27 protein-coding genes are annotated in these 26,213 nt (G+C 30.9%); 22 read left to right on the forward strand and 5 right to left on the reverse strand.

Features of this window, described 5'->3' with window-relative positions:
• Position 1 precedes the first annotated feature (1 nt).
• The 15 genes from RHP49_07780 to RHP49_07850 all read left to right on the forward strand — a co-directional run bounded on the left by RHP49_07780 (position 2) and on the right by RHP49_07850 (position 14,565).
• Entirely contained in the window at positions 2–1,675 is a 1,674-nt protein-coding gene (locus RHP49_07780) for a hypothetical protein (protein ID WNH14141.1), read from the forward strand.
• Positions 1,675–2,679, forward strand: coding sequence for a VWA domain-containing protein (locus RHP49_07785; GenBank protein ID WNH14142.1), 1,005 nt, complete (start codon positions 1,675–1,677; stop codon positions 2,677–2,679). The genes RHP49_07780 and RHP49_07785 overlap by 1 nt, the downstream gene beginning before the upstream one ends.
• Before the next feature lie 27 nt (positions 2,680–2,706).
• A complete protein-coding gene (locus tag RHP49_07790) occupies positions 2,707–3,744 on the forward strand; it encodes a VWA domain-containing protein (GenBank protein WNH14143.1) in 1,038 nt (345 codons plus the stop codon).
• Between the two features lie 145 nt (positions 3,745–3,889).
• Positions 3,890–4,606 (forward strand): tetratricopeptide repeat protein, encoded by a 717-nt coding sequence (locus tag RHP49_07795; GenBank protein ID WNH14144.1) that lies wholly within the window; start codon positions 3,890–3,892, stop codon positions 4,604–4,606.
• A complete protein-coding gene (locus RHP49_07800; protein WNH14145.1) occupies positions 4,575–4,745 on the forward strand; it encodes a hypothetical protein in 171 nt (56 codons plus the stop codon). The genes RHP49_07795 and RHP49_07800 overlap by 32 nt, the downstream gene beginning before the upstream one ends.
• Positions 4,746–4,795: 50 nt before the next feature.
• Entirely contained in the window at positions 4,796–5,173 is a 378-nt protein-coding gene (locus RHP49_07805) for a four helix bundle protein (GenBank protein ID WNH14146.1), read from the forward strand.
• Positions 5,174–5,192: 19 nt separating this feature from the next.
• A complete protein-coding gene (locus RHP49_07810) occupies positions 5,193–6,968 on the forward strand; it encodes a BatD family protein (protein ID WNH14147.1) in 1,776 nt (591 codons plus the stop codon).
• A 1-nt stretch (position 6,969) separates the two neighbouring features.
• A complete protein-coding gene (locus RHP49_07815) occupies positions 6,970–7,728 on the forward strand; it encodes a tetratricopeptide repeat protein (GenBank protein ID WNH14148.1) in 759 nt (252 codons plus the stop codon).
• Positions 7,729–7,814: 86 nt separating this feature from the next.
• Positions 7,815–8,111 carry a hypothetical protein gene (locus RHP49_07820; GenBank protein WNH14149.1) on the forward strand — a complete coding sequence of 99 codons (297 nt, stop codon included), beginning with the start codon at positions 7,815–7,817 and terminating at the stop codon, positions 8,109–8,111.
• A gap of 91 nt (positions 8,112–8,202) precedes the next feature.
• Positions 8,203–9,795, forward strand: a complete 1,593-nt coding sequence (locus tag RHP49_07825; protein ID WNH14150.1) for a SulP family inorganic anion transporter — start codon at positions 8,203–8,205, stop codon at positions 9,793–9,795.
• A 6-nt stretch (positions 9,796–9,801) separates the two neighbouring features.
• A complete protein-coding gene (locus tag RHP49_07830) occupies positions 9,802–10,623 on the forward strand; it encodes a universal stress protein (GenBank protein WNH14151.1) in 822 nt (273 codons plus the stop codon).
• 18 nt (positions 10,624–10,641) lie between these two features.
• The gene (locus RHP49_07835) at positions 10,642–11,271 is read left to right on the forward strand and encodes a carbonic anhydrase family protein (GenBank protein WNH14152.1); all 630 of its coding nucleotides are present in this window, start codon (positions 10,642–10,644) and stop codon (positions 11,269–11,271) included.
• Between the two features lie 31 nt (positions 11,272–11,302).
• On the forward strand, positions 11,303–11,971 hold the full coding sequence (locus RHP49_07840) for a DUF2490 domain-containing protein (protein ID WNH14398.1): 669 nt from the start codon (positions 11,303–11,305) through the stop codon (positions 11,969–11,971).
• 101 nt (positions 11,972–12,072) lie between these two features.
• Positions 12,073–13,935: a SulP family inorganic anion transporter gene (locus RHP49_07845; protein WNH14153.1), complete on the forward strand. Its 1,863-nt coding sequence runs from the start codon at positions 12,073–12,075 to the stop codon at positions 13,933–13,935.
• 3 nt (positions 13,936–13,938) lie between these two features.
• Complete coding sequence (locus RHP49_07850) at positions 13,939–14,565, forward strand: carbonic anhydrase (protein WNH14154.1); 627 nt, start codon at positions 13,939–13,941, stop codon at positions 14,563–14,565.
• A 32-nt stretch (positions 14,566–14,597) separates the two neighbouring features.
• Here RHP49_07850 and RHP49_07855 read toward each other — a convergent pair whose 3' ends face one another.
• From RHP49_07855 to RHP49_07865, 3 genes are all read right to left on the reverse strand, one after another.
• Positions 14,598–15,047 (reverse strand): DoxX family membrane protein, encoded by a 450-nt coding sequence (locus RHP49_07855; GenBank protein WNH14155.1) that lies wholly within the window; start codon positions 15,045–15,047, stop codon positions 14,598–14,600.
• A 90-nt stretch (positions 15,048–15,137) separates the two neighbouring features.
• On the reverse strand, positions 15,138–15,767 hold the full coding sequence (locus tag RHP49_07860; protein ID WNH14156.1) for an HmuY family protein: 630 nt from the start codon (positions 15,765–15,767) through the stop codon (positions 15,138–15,140).
• 18 nt (positions 15,768–15,785) lie between these two features.
• A complete protein-coding gene (locus tag RHP49_07865; protein ID WNH14157.1) occupies positions 15,786–17,819 on the reverse strand; it encodes a TonB-dependent receptor in 2,034 nt (677 codons plus the stop codon).
• 151 nt (positions 17,820–17,970) lie between these two features.
• Between RHP49_07865 and RHP49_07870 the strand changes: the two genes are divergently transcribed.
• Together RHP49_07870 and RHP49_07875 are read left to right on the forward strand one after the other, a co-directional pair.
• Positions 17,971–18,861, forward strand: coding sequence for a hypothetical protein (locus tag RHP49_07870; GenBank protein ID WNH14158.1), 891 nt, complete (start codon positions 17,971–17,973; stop codon positions 18,859–18,861).
• Positions 18,862–18,891: 30 nt separating this feature from the next.
• Positions 18,892–19,254: a hypothetical protein gene (locus RHP49_07875; protein WNH14159.1), complete on the forward strand. Its 363-nt coding sequence runs from the start codon at positions 18,892–18,894 to the stop codon at positions 19,252–19,254.
• A gap of 2 nt (positions 19,255–19,256) precedes the next feature.
• Here the strand turns inward: RHP49_07875 and RHP49_07880 are convergent, their stop codons facing one another.
• A complete protein-coding gene (locus RHP49_07880; protein ID WNH14160.1) occupies positions 19,257–19,772 on the reverse strand; it encodes a CvpA family protein in 516 nt (171 codons plus the stop codon).
• 169 nt (positions 19,773–19,941) lie between these two features.
• Here RHP49_07880 and RHP49_07885 point away from each other — a divergent pair, with 169 nt between their 5' ends.
• The 3 genes from RHP49_07885 to RHP49_07895 all read left to right on the forward strand — a co-directional run bounded on the left by RHP49_07885 (position 19,942) and on the right by RHP49_07895 (position 21,899).
• Positions 19,942–20,298, forward strand: coding sequence for a hypothetical protein (locus tag RHP49_07885; protein ID WNH14161.1), 357 nt, complete (start codon positions 19,942–19,944; stop codon positions 20,296–20,298).
• 133 nt (positions 20,299–20,431) lie between these two features.
• A complete protein-coding gene (gene pheS, locus RHP49_07890) occupies positions 20,432–21,451 on the forward strand; it encodes a phenylalanine--tRNA ligase subunit alpha (protein ID WNH14162.1) in 1,020 nt (339 codons plus the stop codon).
• Positions 21,452–21,503: 52 nt separating this feature from the next.
• Positions 21,504–21,899: a hypothetical protein gene (locus tag RHP49_07895; protein ID WNH14163.1), complete on the forward strand. Its 396-nt coding sequence runs from the start codon at positions 21,504–21,506 to the stop codon at positions 21,897–21,899.
• Between the two features lie 241 nt (positions 21,900–22,140).
• Here the strand turns inward: RHP49_07895 and RHP49_07900 are convergent, their stop codons facing one another.
• Positions 22,141–23,142, reverse strand: a complete 1,002-nt coding sequence (locus tag RHP49_07900; protein WNH14164.1) for a glycerol-3-phosphate dehydrogenase — start codon at positions 23,140–23,142, stop codon at positions 22,141–22,143.
• 132 nt (positions 23,143–23,274) lie between these two features.
• On the opposite strand from RHP49_07900, the gene RHP49_07905 reads away from it, so the two are divergent.
• Positions 23,275–24,219: a nicotinic acid mononucleotide adenyltransferase gene (locus RHP49_07905; GenBank protein ID WNH14165.1), complete on the forward strand. Its 945-nt coding sequence runs from the start codon at positions 23,275–23,277 to the stop codon at positions 24,217–24,219.
• 463 nt (positions 24,220–24,682) lie between these two features.
• Positions 24,683–26,212: a polysaccharide lyase gene (locus tag RHP49_07910; GenBank protein ID WNH14166.1), complete on the forward strand. Its 1,530-nt coding sequence runs from the start codon at positions 24,683–24,685 to the stop codon at positions 26,210–26,212.
• Position 26,213: the final 1 nt, after the last annotated feature.

Consider the following 26,213-nt stretch of genomic DNA (forward strand, 5'->3'; position numbering starts at 1 on the left):
AGTGAAAATATTAAAGTTTAAAAATAATGTTACTATTGAAATGAAGTCTTCAGTCTTCAGTCTTCAGTCTTCAGTCTGGTTTACTTTTGTTTTTTGCCTAATTACTCTAAGTTCATTTTCACAAGTTACCTCTGCAATAGATTCTACATCCATTAAAATTGGTGAACGAATAACCTATCATATTCAAGTAGAAACAGATACTACAAGTTTGGTGGTGTTTCCTGAAGGCCAATCATTTTCACCTTTAGAAATGATAGAATCTTATAAGGTTGATACTTTAAAAAAAGGGGATAAATTTAATCTTATAAAAAAGTACGGATTAACACAATTTGATTCGGGAGCATACACCATACCGAGACAAAAAATTATTATTGGCGATAAAACATTTTTTACCGATTCGTTAAAAGTTGAGGTTAATAATGTGGTAATAGACACTACAAAACAAGGGCTTTTCGATATAAAACCTATTATAGAAGTAAAGAAACCGTCTAGTAATTGGTGGAAATATGTATTACTAACACTTTTAATAATAGGTGTTGTTGTATTTTTAATCTACTGGTTTATTTGGCGAAAAAAACCATTGACAGAAGAAGAACAAATTGCATTACTTCCACCTTACGATAGAGCTAAATTAGCTTTAAAAAAATTAGACGAAAGCCATTATTTACAAAGTGAAGACATCAAAGAATATTATTCCGAGCTTACATTCATTATTAGAAAATATCTTGACGAGAAAGTTTACGATCGTGCTTTAGAAAGTACAACAGATGAATTAATAAGCAGACTTAATTTGTTAAAGGATGGTAATCAAGTCGATTTAAGTAAAGAAGACATTAAAAATCTAGAAAACATCTTAAAACGTGCCGATTTAGTAAAATTCGCAAAGTCGGCAGTCGATGTAGAACTTGCTAAATTAGATAGAAACACTATTGATGTTGAAATAGATCATGTAAAAGAAGCTTTGCCAGAACCAACTGAAGAAGAAAAACTTTTAGATGAAAAATACAGAGAAGAGTTAGAACGTAAAAAGAAACGTAAAAAAATCATAATTACAGTTGTAATAGGCGTGTTCCTTTTAATAGCAACTTTTGTTGGATTTGGTTTAAAATACGGTTTTCAATATGTAAAAGATACTATTATTGGGCATGATAGTATAGAACTTTTACAAGGCGATTGGGTAAATAGCAAGTATGGAGTGCCACCTGTTACAATAAGTACACCTAAGGTTTTAAAGCGCGTGGAATTACCAATTCCAGATGAAGCTAAAGCTAATGTAAATATGACTTCCTTTGCTTATGGTTCTTTAATAGAATCATTTAGTATCATGGTTAACACAACAACATATAAAAATTTAGGTGAAAACAAAATAGATATAGAACAGGTTTCAGAAGGCACTATAAAGGGCATGGAGCAACAAGGCGCTCAAGATATTGTTGTTTTAAGAGAAAAGTTTGTTACACCTAATGGTGCTGAGGGTTTAAAAACCTATGGAACACTTAAAACCAAAAACCCTATAACTCAAAAAATACAAGATGGTAATTACATCTTATTACAATTTGTTTCAGAAAACGTATTACAGCAAATTGTTCTTACATATTCTAAAGATGATGTTTACGCAGACCAAATAGTAGAACGTATTGTAAACTCAGTTGAACTTAAAAAAGCAGAAGATTAATGTTTGAGGGTATAGAATTTTTAAATAAACAATGGTTCTGGTTGTTGCTTACGCTACCACTAGTTATACTTTGGTATATTTTTAAAAACAAAAAGCAGACAGCAGAACTTAAAATATCTAGTTTAAAAGGTTTTAAAGTCACCAATTCATGGCTGCCAAAAGTTAAGCACCTATTGTTTGTATTTAGATTAATTGCTTTAGCATTATTAATTACAGCGTTGGCAAGACCACAAACAGTAGATGTTTCAACAAAAACTAAAACGACACGAGGGATTGATATTGTTATGGCAATAGATGTATCTGCTAGTATGTTAGCAAAAGATTTATTACCTAATAGGTTAGAAGCCCTTAAAAAAGTAGCAGCAGAATTTATAAAAGGTAGACCAAACGATAGAATTGGTTTGGTAGAATACGCTGGTGAAAGCTATACAAAAACACCTATTACAAGTGATAAAGCCATTGTATTACGGTCTTTAAAAAGTATTAAATACAATACTATTATTGAAGGAGGAACAGCAATAGGTATGGGATTAGCAACCTCGGTTAACAGATTGAAAGATAGCAAGGCAACGAGTAAAGTTATTATTTTATTAACAGATGGAGTTAATAATTCTGGGTTTATAGATCCTAAAATAGCCAGTGAATTAGCTGTTGAATATGGCATAAAAACATATACTATTGGTTTAGGAACTAACGGTATGGCATTATCGCCTATTGGTATTTTACCTAACGGACAATTTCAATATGGACGTGCTCAAGTAGAGATTGATGAAGAACTACTTAAAGAAATAGCTACCGTTACTGGTGGTAAATATTTTCGAGCTACTAATAATAAAAAGTTAGAAGAAATTTATGATGAAATTAATAAGTTAGAAAAAACTGAAATTGAAGAATTTAAGTTTTATAATTACGAAGAAAAATATCGGTCACTAGTACTTTTAGCGGGATTATTATTGCTTTTAGAGCTGCTAGCGCGTTTTACAATTTTCAGAAGTTTCATCTAAAAACTGTTTTTAAAGAATTAATAGTTAATGTATCAATTAGAAGAAAAAATATGGTTTTGGTTATTAGGCGTTATTCCTGTAATATGGCTACTGTTTTTAGTGCTTCAATTTTGGAAATATAAAGCACAGAACAAGTTTGCAGACAAAAAGTTACTTAAAAGACTAAGCCCTAATGCATCATTATTTAAATCGGTTTTAAAAATTATTGTGTTAAGTTTAGCTTTTGCATGTTTAGCGATTGCTTTAGTAAACCCGAAAATTGGAACCAAGTTAGAAACAGTAAAGCGAGAAGGGGTTGATATTGTTTTTGCAATAGATGTTTCTAAAAGTATGCTGGCTGAAGATATTGCTCCAAACCGATTGGAAAAATCAAAACAATTGGTAACTCAAATTATTAATAATTTGGCAAGCGATCGGGTTGGTATTATTGCTTACGCAGGAAAGGCATTTCCGCAACTACCAATAACAACAGATTATGCATCGGCAAAAATGTTTTTGCAAAGCATGAATACCGATATGTTATCATCTCAAGGAACAGCTATAAATGAAGCTATAGAATTGGCTAAAACGTATTTTGATGATGAGCAACAAACCAATAGAGTCCTTATTATAATTTCTGATGGAGAAGATCACAGTGAACAAGCTGCGTCGGTAGCCGAAGAAGCTAGTGATGAAGGCATCAGGATTTTTACTATTGGTGTTGGTGATGCAAAAGGAGGTCCTATCCCGGAAAAAAGGAATGGGATTGTTTTAAATTATAAAAAGGATAGTCAAGGTGAAACAGTGATTACGCGTTTAAATGAAGAAACGCTTAAAAATATAGCTGACGCAGCTAATGGTGCTTATATTAATGGAAAAAATACAAATGATGTTGTTGAAAATATTCGTGAGATTTTAAATGGCATGGATAAAACAGAATTTGAAGCTAAACAATTTGCCGATTTTAAAGACCAGTTTCAATGGTTTTTAGGCTTTGGTGTTTTCTTCTTGTTATTAGATGTTTTCCTATTAGAACGTAAAACCGCTTGGTTAAAGAAGTTGAATTTATTTAATGAGAATTTATAAGTTTTTTAACGAAGAAAAGAGACGAGGTTTTATATATTAGAATTTAGAATAAAATAAAACATCCATCACTAAAAACTTAGTCACACAAAAGAAATCATTGTTTGGATGTTACATATGACCGATGAAAAAGAATGATTATAAACAGATGAAACAAATAACAACATATATATTACTACTAATAACAACAGTATCTTTTGCTCAAGAAAAAGATAAAGAACAATTATTGGCATTAAAAAAGGCGAATAATTATGTGTATGAAGGTAATAGTTTAATACAAGAAGATGATTTTGTTTCTGCAGAAATGGCATATAGAAAAGCCATTTCAGAACAACCTTCAACCGTTGCAGGTATTTATAATTTAGGAAGTTCGTATATAAAGAAAGGAAACTTTGATGAGGCTTTATACAGACTTCAAGAAGCAGCTGAATCAGCAACGTCTAAAGCAGAAAAGCATAAAGCATTTCATAATATAGGTAATGTTTTAATGCAGAATAAAAAATGTAAGGAAGCCGTTGAAGCATTTAAAAGTGCATTGAGAAATGACCCTGCCGATGATGAAACACGATATAATTTAGGTTTAGCAAAGGTGTGTGCAGAACAGCAGAAGCAAGATCAAAAAGACGAGAATAAAGACGACGAAAACAAGGATAATAAGGACGAGAATAAAGATAATAAAGACCAAAAGGAAAACGACGATAAAAAAGATAAAGACGGCGATAACAAAGACGAAGACAAGAAAGACGAAGGCGATCAAGATAAAAAAGAAGGTGAAGACGAAAAGGATGATGAAGGAAAGCCTAAAGATGAAAAAGAGGATAAAGGAAAAGGTGATGAAGAAAAAGAAAGACCAACAACAACCTAAGCCACAACCGGGACAAATGTCTCCTCAGCAAATGAAAAATTTGTTAGAAGCTATGAATAATCAAGAACAAAAAGTTCAAGAGAAAATGAATGCTGAAAAGATGAAAGGGGTTAAAATACAAACTGATAAAGATTGGTAGTAAATTGATCTATGATTAACGATTAATCAGATTTTTGAAATAAGAATATCATGAAAGCTAATAATTTAGAAGATAGAGTTATTGATTTTGCAGTTTTCGTAATAGATTTGATTGAAGATGTAAAAAAGAATTATGCTGGCAATTATTATGGAAATCAATTAATAAGGTCTTCTGGTTCTCCTGCCTTAAATTATGGAGAGGCTAGAAGTGCTGAATCTCATAAGGATTTTGTTCATAAAATGGGAATTTGTTTAAAAGAATTAAGGGAGAGCTATAATTGTTTAAAAATTATTAAAAAAGGGAATTTGTACACTGGAAATCAACAAAAAATAGATATGGTTTTAGATGAGAATAATCAACTAATTTCAATTTTTGTTACTAGTATAAAAACATCGAAGAGCAATAATTCTAATATCAAAAATCGTTAATTGTTGTTCGTTAATTATTATGAAGTTTATAAAATACATATCAATATTACTATTTATACTTACTACAAGTATTGCTTCTTCGCAAGTAAAATTTGAAGCTAAAGCAAGTAAGCAAAAATTAGGAATAAACGAGCGTTTGCGAATTGATTTTGAAATGAATCAAGACGGAGATAATTTTAATCCGCCAAGTTTTTCTAATTTTACTGTGGTTGGAGGTCCTAATCAATCGGTAAGTAATTCATGGATTAATGGTAAGCGTACTTATAAAAAAACATACAGTTATTTTTTAGCTCCAAAAAAGCGAGGTGATTTTACTATTACACAAGCGAGTATTACAATAGATGGTGAAACCTATAAAACACTACCCTTAAAAATTGAAGTCACTGCGGCTGTCGATAAACCAAAGGACCCTAATGATCCTAATTTTATAGCATCTGAAAATATTCATTTGGTAGCAGAGGTGTCAAAAACCGATCCTTATTTAAACGAAGCTATAACCGTTGTTTATAAACTATATGTGTCTCCTACAATAGCTGTCGATAATTGGAACGAAATAGATAGTCCGAGGTATAATGATTTTTGGAGTCAGAACATAAACACCCAAGGACAGAAAGTTCAAAATGGAACTTATGAAGGTGAAGATTACAGATATTTAGTTTTAAGAAAAACAGTATTATATCCTCAAAAAATAGGAAAATTAAATATCGAGCCATTAAGCTTAGATATCGCCATGCGTGTGCCTTCAAATAGACGTGATATTTTTGGAAGCCGATTAATGACGCGTGTAAACAGAACAATTTCTGCTGGCAATAAAACTATTAATGTAAAGCCTTTACCAGAGACAGGGAAACCAATAGATTTTACCGGAGCCGTTGGTGATTTTAATTTTAATGTTAGTACTTCAAAATCAGTTTTAGATGCTTCAGAATCTTTACAGTTAAAAGTTGAGGTTAGTGGAAATGGGAATTTAAAACTATTCAAATTACCTAAAATCTCCTTACCTAGCTCTTTAGAAGTTTACGAACCAGAACATAAAGAAAACGTAAATACAACTTCATCTGGCATGCAAGGTAACATTTCAGATAATTATACGGTTGTGCCACAATACAAGGGAAAATACCCTATACAAAGCATTTCGTTTTCTTATTTTGATTTAAAAACAAAAAGTTATAAGCGTTTAACGTCAGACGATATTTTAATTGATGTTTCAAACGGGCCATTAAATAACACGAATGCTAATAAAACTGGAGCTATTTCAAATGCAGGAAAACAACCTGTGGTTTTAAATAATGACCAGTTTGCATTTATTAAAACAACTTCAAATTTCACAAGGATTAAGCCTACTTTTTTCTTTAAAACAAATTTATTTTGGAGTTTGTTATTATTTCCCTTTTTAGCAATTCCTTTAGCCATTGTTATAAGAAATAAAAAAGCAACTAGAGATGCTGATGTTTATGGAAATAGAATTAGAAAAGCAGATAGATTAGCTAAAAAATATTTAAAAGGTGCTAAAAAATCTTTAGGACAAAAGGAAGCCTTTTATATTGCTTTAGAAAAAGCATTGCATAATTATTTAAAAGCAAAATTGCATATAGAAACTAATGATTTAAGTAAAGATAAAATCAATAATTTACTTAAAAAGAAACAAGTTGATGAGCAACCAATTAACGACTTTATTAGTATTTTAGAAAGTTGTGAATTAGCACGGTATACACCTATTGATATTGTGACTATGCAAGAAGATTATGATAAAGCGGCCAAAGCTATTTCTTTAATTGATAAACAAGCACGTTAAAATGAAGCAGCTAATTTACATAATATTGTTTTTGTTAAGTTTTTCTGGTTTTTCACAAAACCATGCCTTGTTTGATAAAGCGAACGCCCTATATAATGAAGGCAAATATGCAGAAGCTATTGATAATTATAGCGCTATTTTAAAAAGTGGAAATCATTCTGCAGAATTGTATTTTAATTTAGCAAACGCTAATTACAAACTTAATAATATTGCGCCTAGTATTTATTATTATGAAAAAGCACTCCAATTATCACCAGATGATGCTGATATTAAAAATAACATGGCATTTGCAAAAAATATGACTATTGATGCCATTGATATAATTCCCGATTCTGGATTTTCAAAACTTGTTAAAAGCTTAACAAATTCAATGTCTTTTGATAATTGGGCAAAAATATCAGTAAGTTTAGTGTTTTGTTTTGTTGTTTTATTTCTAATCTATTATTTTGCTTACTCTACTTTAAATAAACGATTGGCATTCATAGGAAGTTTAACAGCGCTAATATTTGTTTGTATAACACTTGTTTTTGCTTTTCATAAGTTTAATTTAGATAAAAACGACAACCCTGCAATTGTTTTTGCACAGGAAAGTAAAGTAAAAAGCGACCCTAGTTCAAGAAGTGAAGAGTCTTTTAGATTACATGAAGGCACAAAGGTTCAGGTAGTAGAAGCATATAACGATTGGAAAAAAATAAAACTTTCTGATGGTAAAACAGGTTGGATCCCTTCAAAAGATATTAAAACGCTGAGTGATTTTTGATTAGACTTAATTTGTTTTAAGAATTTTATAAAATATTTAACAGAATAAATAAAGTCAAATATTATATTTGCTTTTTTAAATTTTAGATGATTAGAAAAATAACAGCATTATTTTTTATAGTTTTATTCATGGGGCTAATTATAGCTCCAACTGTAATTGTTGTTTTAGATGATTCTATTGATACATCAATTTTTTCTTCTTTAACAGAAGAAGAAGAAAACGGTAAAGCTAAAAAGCTTTTATCTCCTTTTTCTTTACAATCTAATGAATTTACTAGTAATCTTGAATTAAAAAACTTTGAGCATTTTGGGTATTATTTTAAAAATTACCCTAAACCACATCTTAATTTAATTTCTCCCCCACCAGATTATAACATAATATAATTTCGATTTTAAGACCTAATAAACTTAGGTCAACTAAATTAATTTTTAACAGCTTTTGGTGTATACATTGAAAGCAAAAGTTTATTATATTATGTTTAAAACTATTAAAAATGACTTGCCAGCAAGTATCGTTGTATTTTTTGTTGCTTTACCTTTATGTTTAGGTATTGCATTAGCAAGTGGAGCTCCATTATTTTCGGGAGTAATTGCTGGAATTATTGGAGGAATTGTTGTAGGAGGTTTAAGTGGCTCCAAAGTAGGTGTTAGTGGTCCCGCAGCTGGATTAGCAGCTATTGTTTTAACAGCTATAGGAACATTAGGAGGTTATGAAAATTTCTTGGTGGCGGTTGTTTTAGGAGGTGTTATTCAATTGCTTTTTGGTGTATTAAAAGCAGGTGTTATTGGTTATTATTTTCCGTCTTCCGTTATTAAAGGTATGCTTACTGGTATAGGAATTATTATCATTTTAAAGCAAATCCCTCATTTTTTTGGTTATGATATAGAACCTGAAGGTGCAGACAGCTTTATTGAAGTATCGGGCGAAAACACATTTTCGGCTATTTTACATATTTTTGATAATATTACATTAGGCTCTGTACTTATCGGCATTATTGGGTTGGCTATTATCCTTTTTTGGGATAAAGTGCTTTCTAAAAAAGCAAAGTTCTTTCAAATCATTCAAGGCCCACTTGTAGCCGTAGTAGCTGGTATTATTTATTTTATGCTTACTAGTGGTAATGATACTTTAGCCATTTTACCAAAACACTTGGTAAGTGTACCAATACCAGAAGATGCCGTATCATTTTTAAATCAATTTAGTTTTCCTAATTTTTCAGTTATTACTAACACTGAAGTTTGGGTAGTAGCATTTACCATTGCATTGGTAGGTAGTTTAGAAACACTATTAAGTGTTGAAGCAGCAGATAGAATAGATCCTCACAAAAATGTAACACCAACAAATAGAGAATTACTTGCGCAAGGAACTGGAAATATTATTTCGGGATTAATTGGAGGTTTGCCAATTACCCAAGTTATTGTTAGAAGTTCTGCAAATATTCAATCTGGTGCAAGAAGTAAAACATCTGCGATTTTGCACGGTTTTTTTCTTTTAATTTCGGTTGTTTTAATACCTAAGTTGTTAAATATGATTCCGTTATCGGTTTTAGCTGCCGTCCTTTTAATTGTTGGTTACAAATTAGCAAAACCGTCATTATTTAAGCAAATGTATAATTTGGGCTGGAAGCAATCCGTTCCGTTCTTTAGTACTATTTTAGGAATTGTTTTTACCGATTTGTTAGTTGGTATTGGTTTAGGACTTGCAGTTGGTATAGTAGTTATATTATTGAAAAGTTACCAAAACTCACACTTTCTTCATATTGAAGATAAAAGTAACGGCAAGCATAAAATAAAAATGACACTTGCAGAAGAAGTTACGTTTTTTAATAAGGGAGCTATTTTAAAAGAATTAGATAGTTTACCAAGAGATACTTATTTAGAAATAGATATACTTAAAACCAGGTACTTAGATAATGATATTATCGAAATTCTTGAAGATTTTGCTTTTAAAGCAAAAGAAAGAAATATAGATATTAAGTTGGTTTCTAAACGAGGAATTGTTGAAAACCCTCCAAGTTTTATTGGGTTTTTTGATGAAAGACCAAAATCTAAAATAAGTTTAAGTTAAACAATCATGAAAAACAAAAAATCTAAAATATTAGTGCTATCAGACTTAAAAGAGTCTACTAGAAATGTGTTAAAAAGCAGTGTTAGTTTAGCTAAAATGGTTGATGGGGATATTGATTTTTTTCATGTTATAAAACCGACAGATGTCGTTGAAAAAGAAAGTCAATTATCAGCATTTCGAACGATTAATGAACAACATAGTGCAACCAAAAAAGATATTCAGAATTTTGTAAATCCGCTTTCAGAAGCATATGGTATAGATATAAATTACAGTTATACGTTTGGAAATGTAAAAAATGAAATTCGAGAACATATTGCAAATAATAAACCTGATATCATTGTTTTGGGGAAAAGAACTTCTAAAACATTTAAAGTTATGGGAGATAGTATAACTCAATTTGTTTTAAAAGAATACGATGGAGTAATTATGATAGCTTCAGATAATGCTCTAGAACCAAATAAAAATTTATCATTAGGGTTTTTTAACGATATAGATGAGTCTTCTGAATTTGTAGAAAATTTAATAAAACATACAGAAGCACCAGTAAAATCTTTTAAGATAAGAAAAAAATCAGATGCATTAAAAGAAGCAAATATCTCCGATGATAAAAAAACAATAGAGTTCGTATTTGAGAAAAATGATAATACAATTATGAATCTTTCAAATTATTTATCAAAAAATAATATCAATTTATTATGCATAAATAGAGGAAAGAAAAAAACAGCTAATAAATTAAGTTTTATGTCGTCTGATATTAAAGAGGCTATAAATAAACTTGATGTCTCACTTTTATTATCAGGAGGACAAAATTTTTCAATACAACAATAATTAAATTAATAATATATTATGAAAGCACATACAAGAGAAACACAAGCAACCATGACGCCACAAAAGGCTCTGGATTTTTTAAAAGAAGGAAATCAAAGGTTTCAAAATAATTTAAAAGCGAATAGAAATTTATTAGAGCAAGTAAATGATACTAGCGAAGGGCAATTTCCTTTTGCAACTATTTTAAGTTGTATAGATTCAAGAGTTTCTGCAGAATTAGTCTTTGATCAGGGTTTGGGTGATATATTTAGCGTTCGTATTGCTGGAAATTTTGTAAATGAAGATATTTTAGGAAGCATGGAATTTGCTTGTAAACTTGCAGGAACAAAGGTTATTGTTGTTTTAGGACATACGAGTTGTGGTGCAATAAAAGGCGCTTGTGATGATGCTAAGCTAGGTAATTTAACAAAGATGTTAGAAAAAATTAAACCAGCAGTAAAAGCCGTGAGTGAGCCTACAGATTCAAGTTTAAGAAACTCATCAAATTTAGAATTTGTTAATAATGTTGCCGATAAAAATGTGCTTTTAACTATAGATAGAATTATGGATGAAAGTCCAGTTTTGGCAGAAATGCAAAATAAAGGTGAAATTAAAATTGTTGGCGCTATGTATGATATTCATACTGGTGAAGTCACTTTTCATGAATAAATAAAAACAGCTTTCTATGGGAAATATTATTATGAAAAAGAAAGCAACTTTGGTAGCATTAGTCTTTGTATTAATGCTACCTTTTTTTGTACAAAGTCAAGACAGTAGTTTTGGTAATTGGCTTATTTATATTGGGAATAAAAAGCTGAAAAATAATTGGAACATCCATAACGAAGTACAGTATAGAAATTATAATGCTATAGGAGATCTTGAACAGTTACTTTTAAGAACAGGTTTAGGATATACTTTTAATGAAAACAAGAATAATATTTTGTTGGGTTATGGTTATATCTTATCTGAAAATTATACAGGAAATGTAGATGATAAAGTATCAATTAATGAACACCGAATTTTTCAACAGTTTATATCTAAACAAAATATAGGTTCTGTAAAATTAAATCATCGTTACCGTTTTGAACAACGTTTTGTAGAGTCTGATTTTAAGATGCGTTTCCGTTATTTTTTAGGGGTTAATATCCCATTAACTAATGCAGAAAATCCTAATAACAAATATTATGTATCGGCATATAATGAGATTTTTTTAAATACTAAAACATCCATTTTTGATAGAAACAGAGTCTATGCTGGTCTTGGTTATAATATGAATAAAAGTTTAAGAATTGAAGCAGGTTATATGAACCAGTTTTTTGAAACAAGTAGTAGAGACCAATTTAATTTAATAACCTTTATTACTTTTTAGAAAAGTATAGTTATTCTAAAAAAACCAATACTTTTAAGTATTGGTTTTTTTTTTGACAAATTATGAATTAACTTCGGAATTATTAAAAACTATAATTAAGCATGAAAAATTTATTTTCAAATATAAAAGGAGATGCATTTGGTGGTATTACTGCAGGAATTGTAGCATTACCATTGGCATTGGCATTCGGAGTCTCATCAGGTTTAGGACCAACTGCAGGACTTTATGGCGCTATTTTTATTAGTTTTTTTGCTGCGCTTTTTGGAGGTACAAGCACGCAGATTTCTGGGCCAACCGCACCTATGACAGCTGTGAGCATGGTTGTTATTGCAGGGATTATTGCAACTAACGATGGAGATATTAATAAAGCTTTACCTGTAATACTTACCGTCTTCTTATTGGCAGGGCTCATGCAAGTAGGTTTGGGTGTTTTAGGTTTAGGAAAATATATCAGGTATATCCCATATCCTGTTGTTTCTGGTTTTATGACTGCAATTGGTGTTATTATTTTATTGACTCAAATTTTACCTTCTTTAGGATATTACCCAAAAGAAGATATGGAGTTTGTTAATACGTTTAAACCTCATGCCGAAGAAGTTATTTTAGAAAACATATTAAAAGAACAAGCTGGCGAAGGTATTTTAGTTTTAGAAGATTTTAAAGAAACCGTTAATAGAGCTCACGAAATTTCGCAAGAGGCTATATTAAAAGAATCTCAAACTTTAGCGGCAAAAGATGCTTCGGGAGCATTGGGAGCTGTTAAAATTTTGCCTACAGCTTTACAAAATATTAATTGGTTAGAATTAATATTAGCTTTAGGTACTATTTTAATAATTTATGGTTTTAAACGAATTACTAAGGCCGTTCCAAGTACACTAGTTGCTCTAATTGTAATGTCTGGAATAGCTGTTGGTTTTGAATTAGACTATAGACCAATAGAGGAAATTCCTAGCGGACTTCCAATACCAAATCTAGAAATATTTACAGGTTTTAAATTAAGCCATATTACACCATATATTTTTACAGCACTTACCTTGTCTTTACTTGGTGCAATAGATTCATTATTAACTAGTGTTGTTGCAGATAATATGACCAAAACAAAGCATAAACCGAATAAAGAATTGGTTGGTCAAGGTATAGGTAATAGTATTGCTGCTGTTTTTGGAGGTATTCCAGGTGCAGGTGCTACTATAAGAACCGTAGTTAATATTTCTTCGGGTGGTAAAACAAAATTATCTGGAATGATTGCGGGGCTTTTATTATTAGTAATTTTATTAGCATTAGGTCCTGTAGCATCAAAAATTCCAGCTGCTGTTTTAGCAGGAATCTTAATTACTGTAGGTATTGGTGTTATGGACTATAAAGGTTTAAAAGCTATTCCAAGTTTACCTAGAGATATTAAATTTGGACCATTTAAATTAAGTTCAGAAGTGTTAATAATGATTGTTGTATTATTACTTTCAACATTTTGGGATTTAATTTATGCTGTTGGTATTGGTTTAGTTATAGCCTCTTTAATGTTTATGAAAAAAATAGGTGACTTAACAGCAGAAAGAAGTAATGTAAAACCCTTAAAAGAAGAAGCTTGGAAAGATGAAATTAATTTTCCAGAAAACTTAAAAGAAGAGGTGTTTATAAAACACATAAAAGGACCGTTATTTTTTGGTTCTACTAGTGATTTTCAACAACTAACAGCTCAAATTCCAAATACCGCAAGAACGGTTATAATTAGATTAGGACGTATGCAATATATGGATCAATCTGGATTATACGCGATGGAAGATATGCTTCAAGATTTAAATAAGAAAAATATTGAAGTACTTTTTGTTGGTCTACTAAAACAACCTAAATATATGATGGAGCGTATTGATATTATTCCAGATTTAATTCCTAAAGAACATATATTTGATAACTTTAAAAAGTGTTTAGAATGGATAAAATCAAATGGAAAAAATCATAAATAGGTCATGAAGTTAGAAAGGGTTTTTCAAAATAATGAAAAGTGGATTAAAGATAAATTATCTAACGATCCTGAATATTTTAATGATTTAGGGAAAGGGCAAAAGCCAGAATTGTTATTTATAGGTTGTTCAGATAGTCGAGTGACTTCTGAGGAGTTAATGGGGTTAGGTCCAGGCGAGGTTTTTGTACACAGAAATATTGCTAATATGGTTACAGGAACCGATTTAAATGTGATGTCTGTTGTAGAATATGCTGTTATTCATCTAAAAGTAAAACATGTTATTGTTTGCGGACATTATGCTTGTGGTGGTGTAAAAGCTGCTATGCAATCGGCAGATTTAGGTATTTTAAATCCGTGGTTACGTAATATTCGCGATGTGTATCGCATTCATAAAACTGAGCTAAATAATATTGATGACGAAGAAAAGAAATATGATCGTTTAGTAGAATTAAATGTACAAGAACAATGTGTAAACCTTATAAAAACAGCAGCCATACAAAAAGCTTTAAGAGAAAGAGGGTTAACAGTACATGGTTGGGTATTTGATGTGAATACAGGGAAACTCATCGATTTGAAAATCGATTTTGAAAATATTCTAAAAAGTATCAGAGAAATTTATCATTTAGATTAAATAAAAAAGCCACTCAATGAGTGGCTTTTTTGTTAAATAGGTTTTATCCAAAGCAAGTGTTTCCATCTTTCTTTTTCATTTAAAATAAGTATTATATTTATTGTAAATAAAACACCTGTTTGTATAAGTTCTCCAATGTCGTTGGGTTCTAAAAACAAGTGAAAAAGGAAAATATGCAATGTAATAGGGAGCAAAAAAAGGGCGCCAATAAATCCTGAACCTTGAATAATTAAAAGTAATCCAAAGAGCAACTCACAAATTCCAAGTACTTGCCAAAAATACCCAGTTTGTTTAGATCCACTTATATATAATACTTTTTGAAGTGTTGATTCTTTTTCGGGTGATGAAAATTTATTAGCTGTTTCTAAAACTTTAATAGGACTCGGAATAGTTTTTTCAAATTTATGAATACCACCATATACCATAAAACCTCCAAGAATTAAACGAACTAAAATATAAAATACGCTGATTGATAATTTCATCTGTTTAAATTTTATTTTTTATTGGTCAGATTTAATTCGTTAATAACATTTCGTTTAGTAATAACGTAATTATTATGACTCATTTCATAATTAAAAAGTAGTTACACCTTCATTAGGTTGGTATACATAGTTAAAAGTGTAGTAAGGCGTTGCATCTACAAAAGCATCAGGATTATCAGGCGCATTTTCATAATAACTCAAAATCTCTACTTTTGCATAAAGCCCTTTATTGGTTTTAAAAACAAGAATTTTTCCAGGAGTTGGACTGATTACATGACTAGGAGGGCCAGCATATGTATACCATCCGTTTCCACTTCCTGTAGTAATGGCATATCCTGTATCCGAATCTTGTGTAAAAAGAGATGTGTCTACTTCGTTAATTGAAGCTATCGTTCCATTAGCAATATACACAGCAGCATTTCCTGTTCTATCAGGTTCATCAGTTGTTTCTAAAGAAACACCTCCGTTTACAATAATAGAAGTTCCTCTAAAGGCAATATCCCAATCGGTTTCACTTGTTGTTATTTCTCCTGTTTCAAAATTAAACTTAGTAAAAGAACCAGAGATATCCTCTCCCGATCCTTGACCTCCAGAATGAGGCGCATGTAAGTTTGAAATGGTTTTAGATTCTATGTCTAAAATAGTTGGAGTATCATCATCATTACAAGATGAGAAACCAATAAAAAGAGCGACTAATGTTAAAAATTTAAATGTGTTCATAGTGTTTATATATAATTATTAAAATTGAATGTGTAGTTTTCCATAAATAATACGTCCTGAAATATTGGTGATATTTTGAGGGTCTGTAAATCCTAAAATATTATCAATACCAAAGCCTATTTTATGGTTTTTAAAAAGTGTTTTATTTAAAGCAAAATCCCAAATGGTGTAGCCTTTAACAAAATCATCATAGCGGTCTAAATATGTATTTCCATTGCTATCTATAATGCCATATTTACTACGATAGGTTCCACGAATGTTGGCATCTAAAAGCCATTTTGTGAATTCGTAAAATACCTTAATGTTTCCCATGTGGCGAGATCTATTAAATAAACCGAAGTAATCTTCTTTTTTAAGTTGAAAGGAAGGAGAACTAGAAGATACTCTTGCGTAAACAGTACCATTTTTAAAAGCTGTTTCTGCTGTTTTATCTTTAGCAATAAGTAATTGATAGCCCCCAGAAATTTTTAAGCTATTATTAGGTTTCCAATTTGTATTAAATTCAATACCTTGAGTGTATACCGTATTTATGTTGAAGTAACTAAATACATTTTGTCCATTCGTTTTATTAGCAATAACACGAGTATCAATTAAATCGTTTATACTATTTCTAAAAATATTTAGGTGTAATTTTAAGGAAGAAAAAGGTTGGTAATCTGCACCTAAATTCAAGCTTATAGAATTCTCAGAATTTAAATCGCTTTCAAATTCAGTAATAGGTATAATAATGTTTGCAATTTGTCCTTCTGCTTGTAGTTCTGGAATTTTTGTGCCAACCGCATTATAACCTAAAACGGTGTATCCAACAGTGGCATTGGTAAAATCGAAATATAATTGTCTGAAATCGGGAGTCTTAAATCCGTAACCAACGGATGCTTTAATGGCTAATTCGCTATTAAATTCATATCTAATAGCTGCTTTGGGGCTAAACTGCGATTTGTATTTATTATGATTATCAAAACGAGCTCCTAGAATAATATTAATATTCTCATTTGGGTTTGTATCATATTGTAAGTAAGCATAAGGTGAATTAAATTCTGGATTGGTTGAAAAGTCAGTTCTCTTCAACGTTTCATGATTCCAACCTAAACCACCAATAAAAGCACTTTTTTTAGAAGCATTAAAAGTTGCTCTAATTTCTGGACGCAATAAAAATTGATTAAAATAACTATCACTAAACCTAGATTCATCTGGGTTATTTAAGTATTCGTTGGCTTTATAACGCGTAGCATAAAATTCAAAATAGCTATGCCATTTTTTACTATAGGTATGACCTAGCTTTAAATGCGTATTCCACTCGTTTATATTACTTTCTCCATTTAAGGTAGCTGATGCCACATAATCTTGGTTTTGTGTGTAATATTTACCAGAAATTAAAAGATTGGTAGCCTTTGAAAATTCATAAGTAACTTTTGTGTTTAAAGTATAGTTACTAAAAGGCTCTATAGTTTTTAAATCATCACTTTTATCTAAATCATAGCCATTACTACTATATCTATTCAAAAAAGTAGTTATTCCAAGTTTTTGTTTTTTGTAATTTATGGAGCTGCTTAAATCGTTGGTGTTAAAGCTACCATGCCTGTAATTTACATGACCAATAAACCCTTCTTTAGGTGTTTCGGTAATTATATTAATAACACCTCCAAGCGCTTCACTTCCGTATAAACAGGAAGATGCGCCTTTAACTATTTCTATTTGTTTTGTATTGCCAACAGTAATTCTATTAAGGTCTAGAGTACCTGCCGAACGTCCCACAAGCGGTACACCATCAACAAGAATTAAGGTGTATTGCGCATCTAAACCTTGTAATTGAATACCATCTCCTCCACCAAAATCTGAAACTGTAATTAAACCAGTTTGCTCATTTAAAATATCATTTAATCGAACTGAATTAGATCTTTCAATATCCTTTTTACTAATAATTTGAGCGGGTAGCGGTAAAGATGATAATTGTCTTGTAGTCCGGGTTGCTGTTATTATTATTTCATCTAAATCTTTAGTTTTTGTAGAATCTTTGGAGGCATTACTTTCTTGAGAAAAAGAATAGCTCACAAAAAAAAGTGAAAAATAAATACAGAAATATTTTTTATTTAGAATCATTCTTAATTAATTTGCTGCAAATATATAAGTTATTTTAATTTAGTCTAAATAAGAATTGATAAATTTTAAATTTTTTTTAATCATTAATATCAAAATATTAACAATGAAACAATTAGCACTTTTACCATTATTATTTTTAGCATTTTCATTACAAATGAATGCGCAAACCAAAAAAGAAAAAGATCAAAATGCCATAAAGGATATGTGTGGTTGTTATGAAATTAAGTTTAAATATGCCGAAACTTTTTCTCCAGATATTGCTTATGAAAAAGCTTATGATTACAGAGCACACGCCTTAGAATGGGCAGAATTAGTAACCGATAAAGACAATAAAATTGGCATTCAACATTTACTAGTTGTTAATGATACTATGGTTATTAAGCATTGGCGACAAGATTGGGAATTTGAAAACAAAAGTTTATTTACATATAAAGCAAAGAACACTTGGGATGTAAAACATGTAACTGAAGATGAAGTAAAAGGACAGTGGTCTCAAAAAGTATATCAAGTAGATGATAGTCCGCGTTATTCTAGTTCGGCAACTTGGGTTCATGTCGATGGAAAACGTTTTTGGGAAAACAAAACCGATGCACCACTTCCTAGACGCGAATACTCTAAAAGAGATGATTATAACATTTTAGTAAGAGGAAACCGTGTCCAACTTAAAGATTATGGATGGTTACATGAACAAGATAACGATAAAGTTATAAGAACAAAAGGAGAGGAAGACGAATTATTAGTTCAAGAAAAAGGCTATAATATTTATACAAAAGTAGCTGATGAAAAGTGTAAAGTTGCTAAAGCATGGTGGAAGAAAAACAACAAAGTTTGGGTAAAAGTTAGAAAAGAATGGGATAAAGTCTTTGCCGAAAATACCGAGGTGAAATTAAAAGAAAAAGTAGATGGTAAAAAACTATACGAGTACTTATTTGCCTTAAAAAATAACGCTACAAGTAAAGATATTAGAACCATTATTAACAAGTTTTTAAACTAGTAAACAATTCTTTAACAGCACATTTTAGCTATGGACGATATAAATACAATTTATTATAATAATTTCGGAATAGCATTCCAATGGAAAAGATGTGCTGCTAAAGATTTTAAGAAAATTCAATTAGTCTTTAGAAACACAGGTTTGTTTTTAACAGAAAAGGAGCTTTTTCAGTTTTCTAATAATATAGAAAAGTCTATAGAAAAGTCTTGTTATTGTGAAGATTGTAAAAAAAATAATTATTACAAATCGCTACTTTTAGAAGCTCCAAACCCACAAACAAGCTTTGCAATGAGTTATGCTGAATTAAAAGATATGCAAGATTTATTAAGTGGTACTTTGTTTCAATTAGGCTTAGATAAAATGCTTAAAAATTTCACTATTGATAATAGCTGAATCTAAGCATTAATTTCTGAGGCAGTATCTGTTTCTTTAGGCGCTAAAAGATTAGGGAATATCATTGGGAATATTTCTTTTACAGGTTTGTAAAGGACGGTTTCTTCAATATTTTCTTCATCAACAAAGGTGATAGTGCTATTTAGTTTGTCAAAAATATTTAGCACAATACTTAAAATTAGTGCAATTTTTATAGCCCCAAAAATACCACCAAGTAATTTGTTTAAAATGCCTAGAGCTGCAAAATTCGCTAACTTTGTAAGCGCTTTTCCTGCTAAGGCTATAGCTAAAACAATAATGATAAACGTTATGGCAAAGGCAACAATATTAATAGTTTTTTCATCCCACTCAGTTTTAGTTTGTAAAAATTCGGAAGCAAAGTTGCTAAAATGTATGGCACCATAAACACCTGCAATTAATGCAACTAATGAGGAAACTTCAACAAAAAGCCCTTTCATAAAACCTCGAACAAGTCCAAATAAAACCAAGGCACCTAAAACAATATCAATAACACTCATACGTATACAATTTAAGCAAATATAAAATAATAGTAAGACTTAGGTTTATTAACTTTGCAGCTTTAATTAGTGAAACTAATATTTTAAACTTTTGTTGTTTATAAATATTTTTTAGTGGAACTAATTCCGATTTAATATCGGGAACTCATTATAATATAGGATAAACTTCATGGCAAGAGACGAAGAATTAAAGGAACGCTGGGATTTGGTGGTAGAAAAACTATCCAATCAATTTGCTGATGGAGACAGGTTAGATCTTGATGCCATTATTTATCTAATAGGTGTGCAAGAACTTGGACAGTTAGCGCAAAGCTTTAAAAAAGATCAAAAGTTAGATTTAATGCATATTGCTATTTGCAAGTTGCTAACGCCTTATGGTTATTACGAGCTCGATTTTGTAGATAATGAAGGCTGGCCACATTACAAAACTTTAGAAGCTTTACCACATTTAAAAGCAGGCGAGCAAAGTGTTTTAATGAAAGAAGCTATTGTAAACTATTTTTTAGAAACCGAATTTATAGATTAGGAATTTTACGTCTTTGCTAAGAAATTTTTCATTTGCAGAAGCAATCTCTTTCTTTTTTACAGATTACTTTGTCGTTTCCTCCTCGTAATGAGGATAAATTAATTAAATTTGCATTCATTTTTGAAATGACGTCATGATAGATAAGATAAAAGAACTTATAGCCGAAGCCGAAGCTTTTAAAGCGCAAACCAAAGAAGAGGTTGAAACATTCCGTATAAAGTATTTAGGTAAAAAAGGATTGTTAAACGATTTTTTTGCCGAGTTTAAAAATGTAGCAAACGACCAGAAAAAGGAATTTGGTCAAACCATAAATAAGCTTAAAAAAACAGCTGAAGACAAGGTAAATGCATTAAAGGAAGAGCTAGAAAGTAAAGAAGAAGTAAAAGGTGTTTATGGCGATTTATCACGTCCAGGAGAACCTGTTCAAATAGGAGCACGTCATCCAATTTCAATTGTTAAAAATCAAATTATAGATATTTTTTCTCGTATTGGTTTTAACGTAAGTGAAGGTCCGGAAATTGAAGATGATTGGCATAACTTTACGGCGTTAAACCTACCAGAGTATCATCCAGCACGTGATATGCAGGATACATTTTTTGTTCAAACTAACCCAGATATTTTATTACGCACACACACCAGTTCGGTACAAGTGCGTTATATGGAAAATAATAAACCGCCTATTCGTACTATATCACCAGGTCGTGTTTATAGAAACGAAGCGATTTCGGCACGTTCACATTGTTTTTTTCATCAAGTAGAAGGTTTATATATTGATAAAGACGTAAGTTTTGCCGATTTAAAACAAACACTTCAACACTTTACTACCGAAATGTTTGGTAAAAGTAAAATACGTTTACGTCCATCGTACTTCCCATTTACAGAACCAAGTGCAGAAATAGATGTGTATTGGGGATTAGAAACAGAAACCGATTATAAAATAACCAAAGGAACAGGTTGGTTAGAAATTGGTGGTTGTGGTATGGTAGACCCTAATGTTTTAGAAAATTGTAAAATAGATGCTAAAGCATATTCAGGATTTGCTTTTGGTGTAGGTGTAGATCGTATAGCTATGTTATTGCATCAAATAGGAGATATTCGTTTATTAAGTGAAAATGATGTTAGGTTTTTAGAGCAGTTTAAATCTGCGTTATAACTGTCATTCCTGCGAAGGCAGGAATCTTTTCAATTGAATTTCTTAGTTTATTATGAAAGACGATATTATTATTCCCAAAGTAGAAGGCGTTTATATAGCAGTAGTAAACGAGTATAACGATATTTATAAAACTCAAGATTGGAACGCTTATATAATTAATGAAAAAGAGGTTGATTTAGAGATGGTGCTTATTGTAACTAGTGGTTACAGTGAAGAAAAAATTACATCTACATTTAGAAAAAAATTAGATGTTTTACCTAAAAAAAGTTATGCTAAAATAGAGTTGATGCAAGAAGATTTATTTGCTTTGAATAACACTTTTAAAGTTACTTTTTTTGAAGGGAATACCATGTTTGATAAAATATACTTATTTAGAAAAAACACTATAAATTTAAAGGCTTTGCAAACCATTCCTTTAATGCAGGTTAAAGGGGTTTTGGTAAAGTAAAAAATTCCTTTAAAAAAAGGAATCTCATAAATTTATTCTACAATTTTTTTTTGAAGTTCTTTATTACGTTAGAGATTATAGGCTTTCAACTGCGCTCAAGATAAACTCATCCTTTTTTTATTTTAAAATAAAACAGACTTTAAAAACAGGATCCTGACTTTATTATGGATTCCTACCTTCGCAGGAATGACAAAACAAAAATATAGAGTAAAGCTTTGGTCTTTAGGTAACACCCAAATAATTAATCCAACTTCTCAGTTAATTTAGTAAACACTTTTTTCGGGTCTTTGTTTTCGTATAAAATCTCGTAAACAGCATTTATAATGGGAATTTGGGCTTTTTTTGCGTTTTTTTCATGAAGTAAATGGGCGCTTTTAGTAGCGTAATACCCTTCAGCAACCATACTCATTTCCATTTGAGCCGATTTTACAGTATAGCCTTTACCAATCATATTACCAAACATGCGATTTCTAGAAAACACGGAATATCCTGTAACTAATAAATCGCCTAAATAAGCTGAATTATTAATGTTACGTTTCATTTTATGTCTTTTCTTTATAAAACGTTTCATTTCCCGAATGGCATTGCTCATTAATACACTCTGGAAATTATCACCATACCCTAAACCATGAGCAATACCTGCAGCAATAGCATAAATATTTTTAAGCATAACTGCATATTCAACACCTATAACATCGTCGCTAATTTTGGTTTTTATATAATCGCTTGATAAAGTATTAGCAATATTTTTTGCTTTATTTTCATCAGAGCATGAAATGGTTAAATACGATAAACGTTCTAAAGCAACCTCTTCAGCATGACAAGGACCTGCGATAACCGCAATATTATCATAAGGGACTTTATAAATGGCGTGAAAATGTTCGCCAACTAAAAGTCCTGTTTCTGGCATGATACCTTTTACAGCAGATACTATTGTTTTATTAGAGATATCGACAGTTAATTTTTCTAATTCACTGTGTATAAAAGCAGAAGGAATTACAAAAATTAAAACATCGGCATAGTCAGCAATTTCATTTATATCGTTGCTAATTTTTAGCTGTTCTAAATGAAACTCTACCGAACTTAAATAATTAGGGTTGTGTTGCTCTCTTAAAAGATGTTCTTTAGTATAAACACTGCGCATATACCAACCTATTTCATCCAAGTTTTCAGAAAGCATTTTTACAATAGCTGTCGCCCAACTTCCTGCACCAAAAACCGCATATTTTAAAGGTTTATTCATAAAAGGATAAATCATTATAAGTTCAAAAATACATAAAATATTAATCATTGTTATAGCGTCAAAATAATAAGAATTTATTTTTTTGGCACGTGTTTTGAAATGCTTGAATTAGAAACTATAAAATATTTGATTATGAAGACTATAAAATTACTTTCAAGCTTTGCACTAATAGCAACACTATTTACATCATGTTATACCGATGTTATTGTTGAAGAAGTTGTTGAAACTCCTCAAATCAATATAAATCAGTTATTAGGAGCCTATGAGTTATGGTATGTAGATATTAATGCCACTAAAGGTTATGGAGAAACACCGTTTTTACAAAAGGCTTTTACTATTTCGTTTAAAAATGGCGTTGTGTATGCTAATAATAATATTGTTGGACTAGGAGATAGTGGTAATGGTTTTGGAATAGATGTAGGCGAATATGATGCTTATAATATGATTTTAGATGTACAACATGATCTTGATGGTTTTGAAACTTTTGATGTATATCAAATTGATAATAATACTATAGAGCTTTATAACCCAAATAATGATACATCGTATTTTTTAGATGGTTACCAACGCAGCAATTTTGATTACGATTTTGTGTTTTATGATAACATTCATTATTTCTTGCAAGAGTATGAGGCTTGGGAAAAAACATTTACCAGTAATTATGGCGCTATTAATGAGTTTGATAACGAAAACTTTTTACAGTTTTTAGCAGGCGGAAATGATTCCACGTTTCAGAGTTCACAAGATGATAATGGTACAACAGCAAATAATTTAATATGGGATTATACAGGTGTTTATGGTGTTGGAAATATTAGTGGCGATATGTATTTAAAAACTTTAACATTAGATTATGATTTCTTCAACAATGAATATTTTGAATTGAGCGTTATTAATGATAGAACAATAGAATTGTTTCACCCAGCATCAGAAACAGTTTATGAATTTGAAGGCAGAGGTTATATACAGTATTTAAAATCGGCTAATACGAAAGATAAAAAGGCTGTATCTAATATAGACAAAAAACGAAAGTTTAGAAAAGATAAAGTAGAAAACCCACGTGAAAACACAAGGGTTTAGATAGATAATTAAACGTGAGACTCCGTATTCTAGCGGGATTAGTTCAATTAATGTTTCACTAAAATTTTTGGTTGGTTAGTTTGTTTAAAAAACCGTTTAAAGCAATTTGTTTTAGGCGGTTTTTTTATTCCATTAAGTAAGTGATTCTCCAATTCATTTTCGACAATCTTTCGGTAAAAAAGGTATGTATGATTTTAGGATTTCCAAGTGTAAATCAAATTAGTCTAAAAGTATTTGTTTTTTTGAACTTAATAAAATCTATTAAGAAGTTACCTTTAAATTAATCTTATTTAAATACCTCTAAACAAATTCTGATAGTATGGATTTTACATTTTCACGAACATTAATAGCTTTACTTATTGAGAGTTATAAGATCGGTCGCCGTACAAAAATATCATGAAATTATTTTTAAGTAAACAATATTAGCGGTGTAATTTTTAATTATTAAATATAATAAGCTAATATGAAAAAAAGCCTTAGAATAATTAGATCAAGTATGCTCATTTTTGTCATTACCTCTGTTTTAAGTTGTAATGCACAGAATGGTAGTGATACGGATAAACAACAACCAGAGATAGGACAAATACCACCACATCCACCTAGATTACCCGAAGGTGTTATTCCTGCATTCCCTGGAGCATGGGGAGGTGGTATGTTTACAACTGGAGGACGTGGAGGGAAAGTATTTGCTGTTACTAATCTTAACGATAATGGTCAAGGTAGTTTGCGAGCAGCGCTTGAAGCAGAGGGACCTCGTATTGTTGTTTTTCAAGTTGCAGGTACAATTAAAATAAAAAAGGATCTGAATATTAATCATCCTGATATAACTATTGCTGGTCAGTCTGCACCAGGGGATGGTATTTGTATTGCGGGAACGTTAAATATTAACACACACAATGTTATTGTACGTCACATTCGTGTACGTCGTGGTGTTCCTGTTGGTGGACAAGGAGATGATAATATTGGTGGAAATCCAGATCATCATATAATCATCGATCATTGTTCGACAAGTTGGGGAATGGACGAAAACATTTCACTTTACCGCCAAATGAGACCTTCACTAGATGGCAGTAAGAGAATTAAAGTTCCTGCAGAAAATATTACCATTCAATGGACCATTTCTAGCGAAGCACTTGATGCTCGAGGACATGCTTTTGGAGGCACTTGGGGTGGGAATCCCTCTACGTTTCATCATAATCTTTTTGCTTGTAATACAGCTAGAAACCCATCTATAGGTATGTCTGGTGACTTTGATTTTCGTAACAATGTTATCTTTAACTGGGGTCATCGAAGTATGGATGGAGGAGATGAAACGTCTCAAGTAAATGTCATCAATAATTACTATAAACCTGGTCCTGCTACTAAAGAAAAGATACGAGCTGTCTTTGCTCGTATTGAACAAAGAAGTATGTATTCTCCTGGAAGTGCTTGGGCTGAAGGCGAATGGTATACTAAGGCTGAAAACAGACCAGGAAAATGGTATGTAGCTGGTAATATTATGCATGGTAATAAAGAGCTTATTAATAACAACTGGGCTGGTATGCAAGGTCCTGAAAAAATAGCTCGTGTAAATACACCATTTGTAGGTTGGCCTGTTGCTCCACATGAAACAGCGGATGCCGCTTATCAATCTGTGCTAGCAAAAGTTGGTGCTACATTGCCAAAAAGAGATGCTGTAGATATTCGTGTAACGGAAATGGTTCGTTATGGAAAAACTACGACTGAGACAGGTATTCTTAAAGATATTTCGGAAGTTGGTGGTTATCCTAATTTAACTTACGATGCTACCAAAGTTCTTGTTGATACTGACGGTGATGGTATGCCTGATACATGGGAAGAAAAATATAATCTTGATTCTAAAAACTCGTCTGATGGTGCTATTGATTCCGATGACGATGGGTATACAAATGTAGAAGAATACCTTAATAGCACGAACCCAAATGAAAAAATTAATTATCGAAATCTTGGTAATAACATTGATACAATAAGTTAAT

The sequence above is a fragment of the Flavobacteriaceae bacterium HL-DH10 genome (genome assembly GCA_031826515.1).
Taxonomy (GTDB): Bacteria; Bacteroidota; Bacteroidia; order Flavobacteriales; family Flavobacteriaceae; genus Thalassobellus; species Thalassobellus suaedae.

Bases quoted from the DNA above. Each gene is read 5' to 3' on its own strand.
- RHP49_07785 (WNH14142.1), top strand. From the start codon at position 1,675: ATGTTTGAGGGTATAGAATTTTTAAATAAACAATGGTTCTGGTTGTTG.
- RHP49_07790 (WNH14143.1), top strand. From the start codon at position 2,707: ATGTATCAATTAGAAGAAAAAATATGGTTTTGGTTATTAGGCGTTATT.
- RHP49_07795 (WNH14144.1), top strand. From the start codon at position 3,890: ATGAAACAAATAACAACATATATATTACTACTAATAACAACAGTATCT.
- RHP49_07800 (WNH14145.1), top strand. From the start codon at position 4,575: ATGAAGAAAAAGAAAGACCAACAACAACCTAAGCCACAACCGGGACAA.
- RHP49_07805 (WNH14146.1), top strand. From the start codon at position 4,796: ATGAAAGCTAATAATTTAGAAGATAGAGTTATTGATTTTGCAGTTTTC.
- RHP49_07810 (WNH14147.1), top strand. From the start codon at position 5,193: ATGAAGTTTATAAAATACATATCAATATTACTATTTATACTTACTACA.
- RHP49_07815 (WNH14148.1), top strand. From the start codon at position 6,970: ATGAAGCAGCTAATTTACATAATATTGTTTTTGTTAAGTTTTTCTGGT.
- RHP49_07820 (WNH14149.1), top strand. From the start codon at position 7,815: ATGATTAGAAAAATAACAGCATTATTTTTTATAGTTTTATTCATGGGG.
- RHP49_07825 (WNH14150.1), top strand. From the start codon at position 8,203: ATGTTTAAAACTATTAAAAATGACTTGCCAGCAAGTATCGTTGTATTT.
- RHP49_07830 (WNH14151.1), top strand. From the start codon at position 9,802: ATGAAAAACAAAAAATCTAAAATATTAGTGCTATCAGACTTAAAAGAG.
- RHP49_07835 (WNH14152.1), top strand. From the start codon at position 10,642: ATGAAAGCACATACAAGAGAAACACAAGCAACCATGACGCCACAAAAG.
- RHP49_07840 (WNH14398.1), top strand. From the start codon at position 11,303: ATGAAAAAGAAAGCAACTTTGGTAGCATTAGTCTTTGTATTAATGCTA.
- RHP49_07845 (WNH14153.1), top strand. From the start codon at position 12,073: ATGAAAAATTTATTTTCAAATATAAAAGGAGATGCATTTGGTGGTATT.
- RHP49_07850 (WNH14154.1), top strand. From the start codon at position 13,939: ATGAAGTTAGAAAGGGTTTTTCAAAATAATGAAAAGTGGATTAAAGAT.
- RHP49_07855 (WNH14155.1), bottom strand. From the start codon at position 15,047: ATGAAATTATCAATCAGCGTATTTTATATTTTAGTTCGTTTAATTCTT.
- RHP49_07860 (WNH14156.1), bottom strand. From the start codon at position 15,767: ATGAACACATTTAAATTTTTAACATTAGTCGCTCTTTTTATTGGTTTC.
- RHP49_07870 (WNH14158.1), top strand. From the start codon at position 17,971: ATGAAACAATTAGCACTTTTACCATTATTATTTTTAGCATTTTCATTA.
- RHP49_07875 (WNH14159.1), top strand. From the start codon at position 18,892: ATGGACGATATAAATACAATTTATTATAATAATTTCGGAATAGCATTC.
- RHP49_07880 (WNH14160.1), bottom strand. From the start codon at position 19,772: ATGAGTGTTATTGATATTGTTTTAGGTGCCTTGGTTTTATTTGGACTT.
- RHP49_07885 (WNH14161.1), top strand. From the start codon at position 19,942: ATGGCAAGAGACGAAGAATTAAAGGAACGCTGGGATTTGGTGGTAGAA.
- pheS (WNH14162.1), top strand. From the start codon at position 20,432: ATGATAGATAAGATAAAAGAACTTATAGCCGAAGCCGAAGCTTTTAAA.
- RHP49_07895 (WNH14163.1), top strand. From the start codon at position 21,504: ATGAAAGACGATATTATTATTCCCAAAGTAGAAGGCGTTTATATAGCA.
- RHP49_07900 (WNH14164.1), bottom strand. From the start codon at position 23,142: ATGAATAAACCTTTAAAATATGCGGTTTTTGGTGCAGGAAGTTGGGCG.
- RHP49_07905 (WNH14165.1), top strand. From the start codon at position 23,275: ATGAAGACTATAAAATTACTTTCAAGCTTTGCACTAATAGCAACACTA.
- RHP49_07910 (WNH14166.1), top strand. From the start codon at position 24,683: ATGAAAAAAAGCCTTAGAATAATTAGATCAAGTATGCTCATTTTTGTC.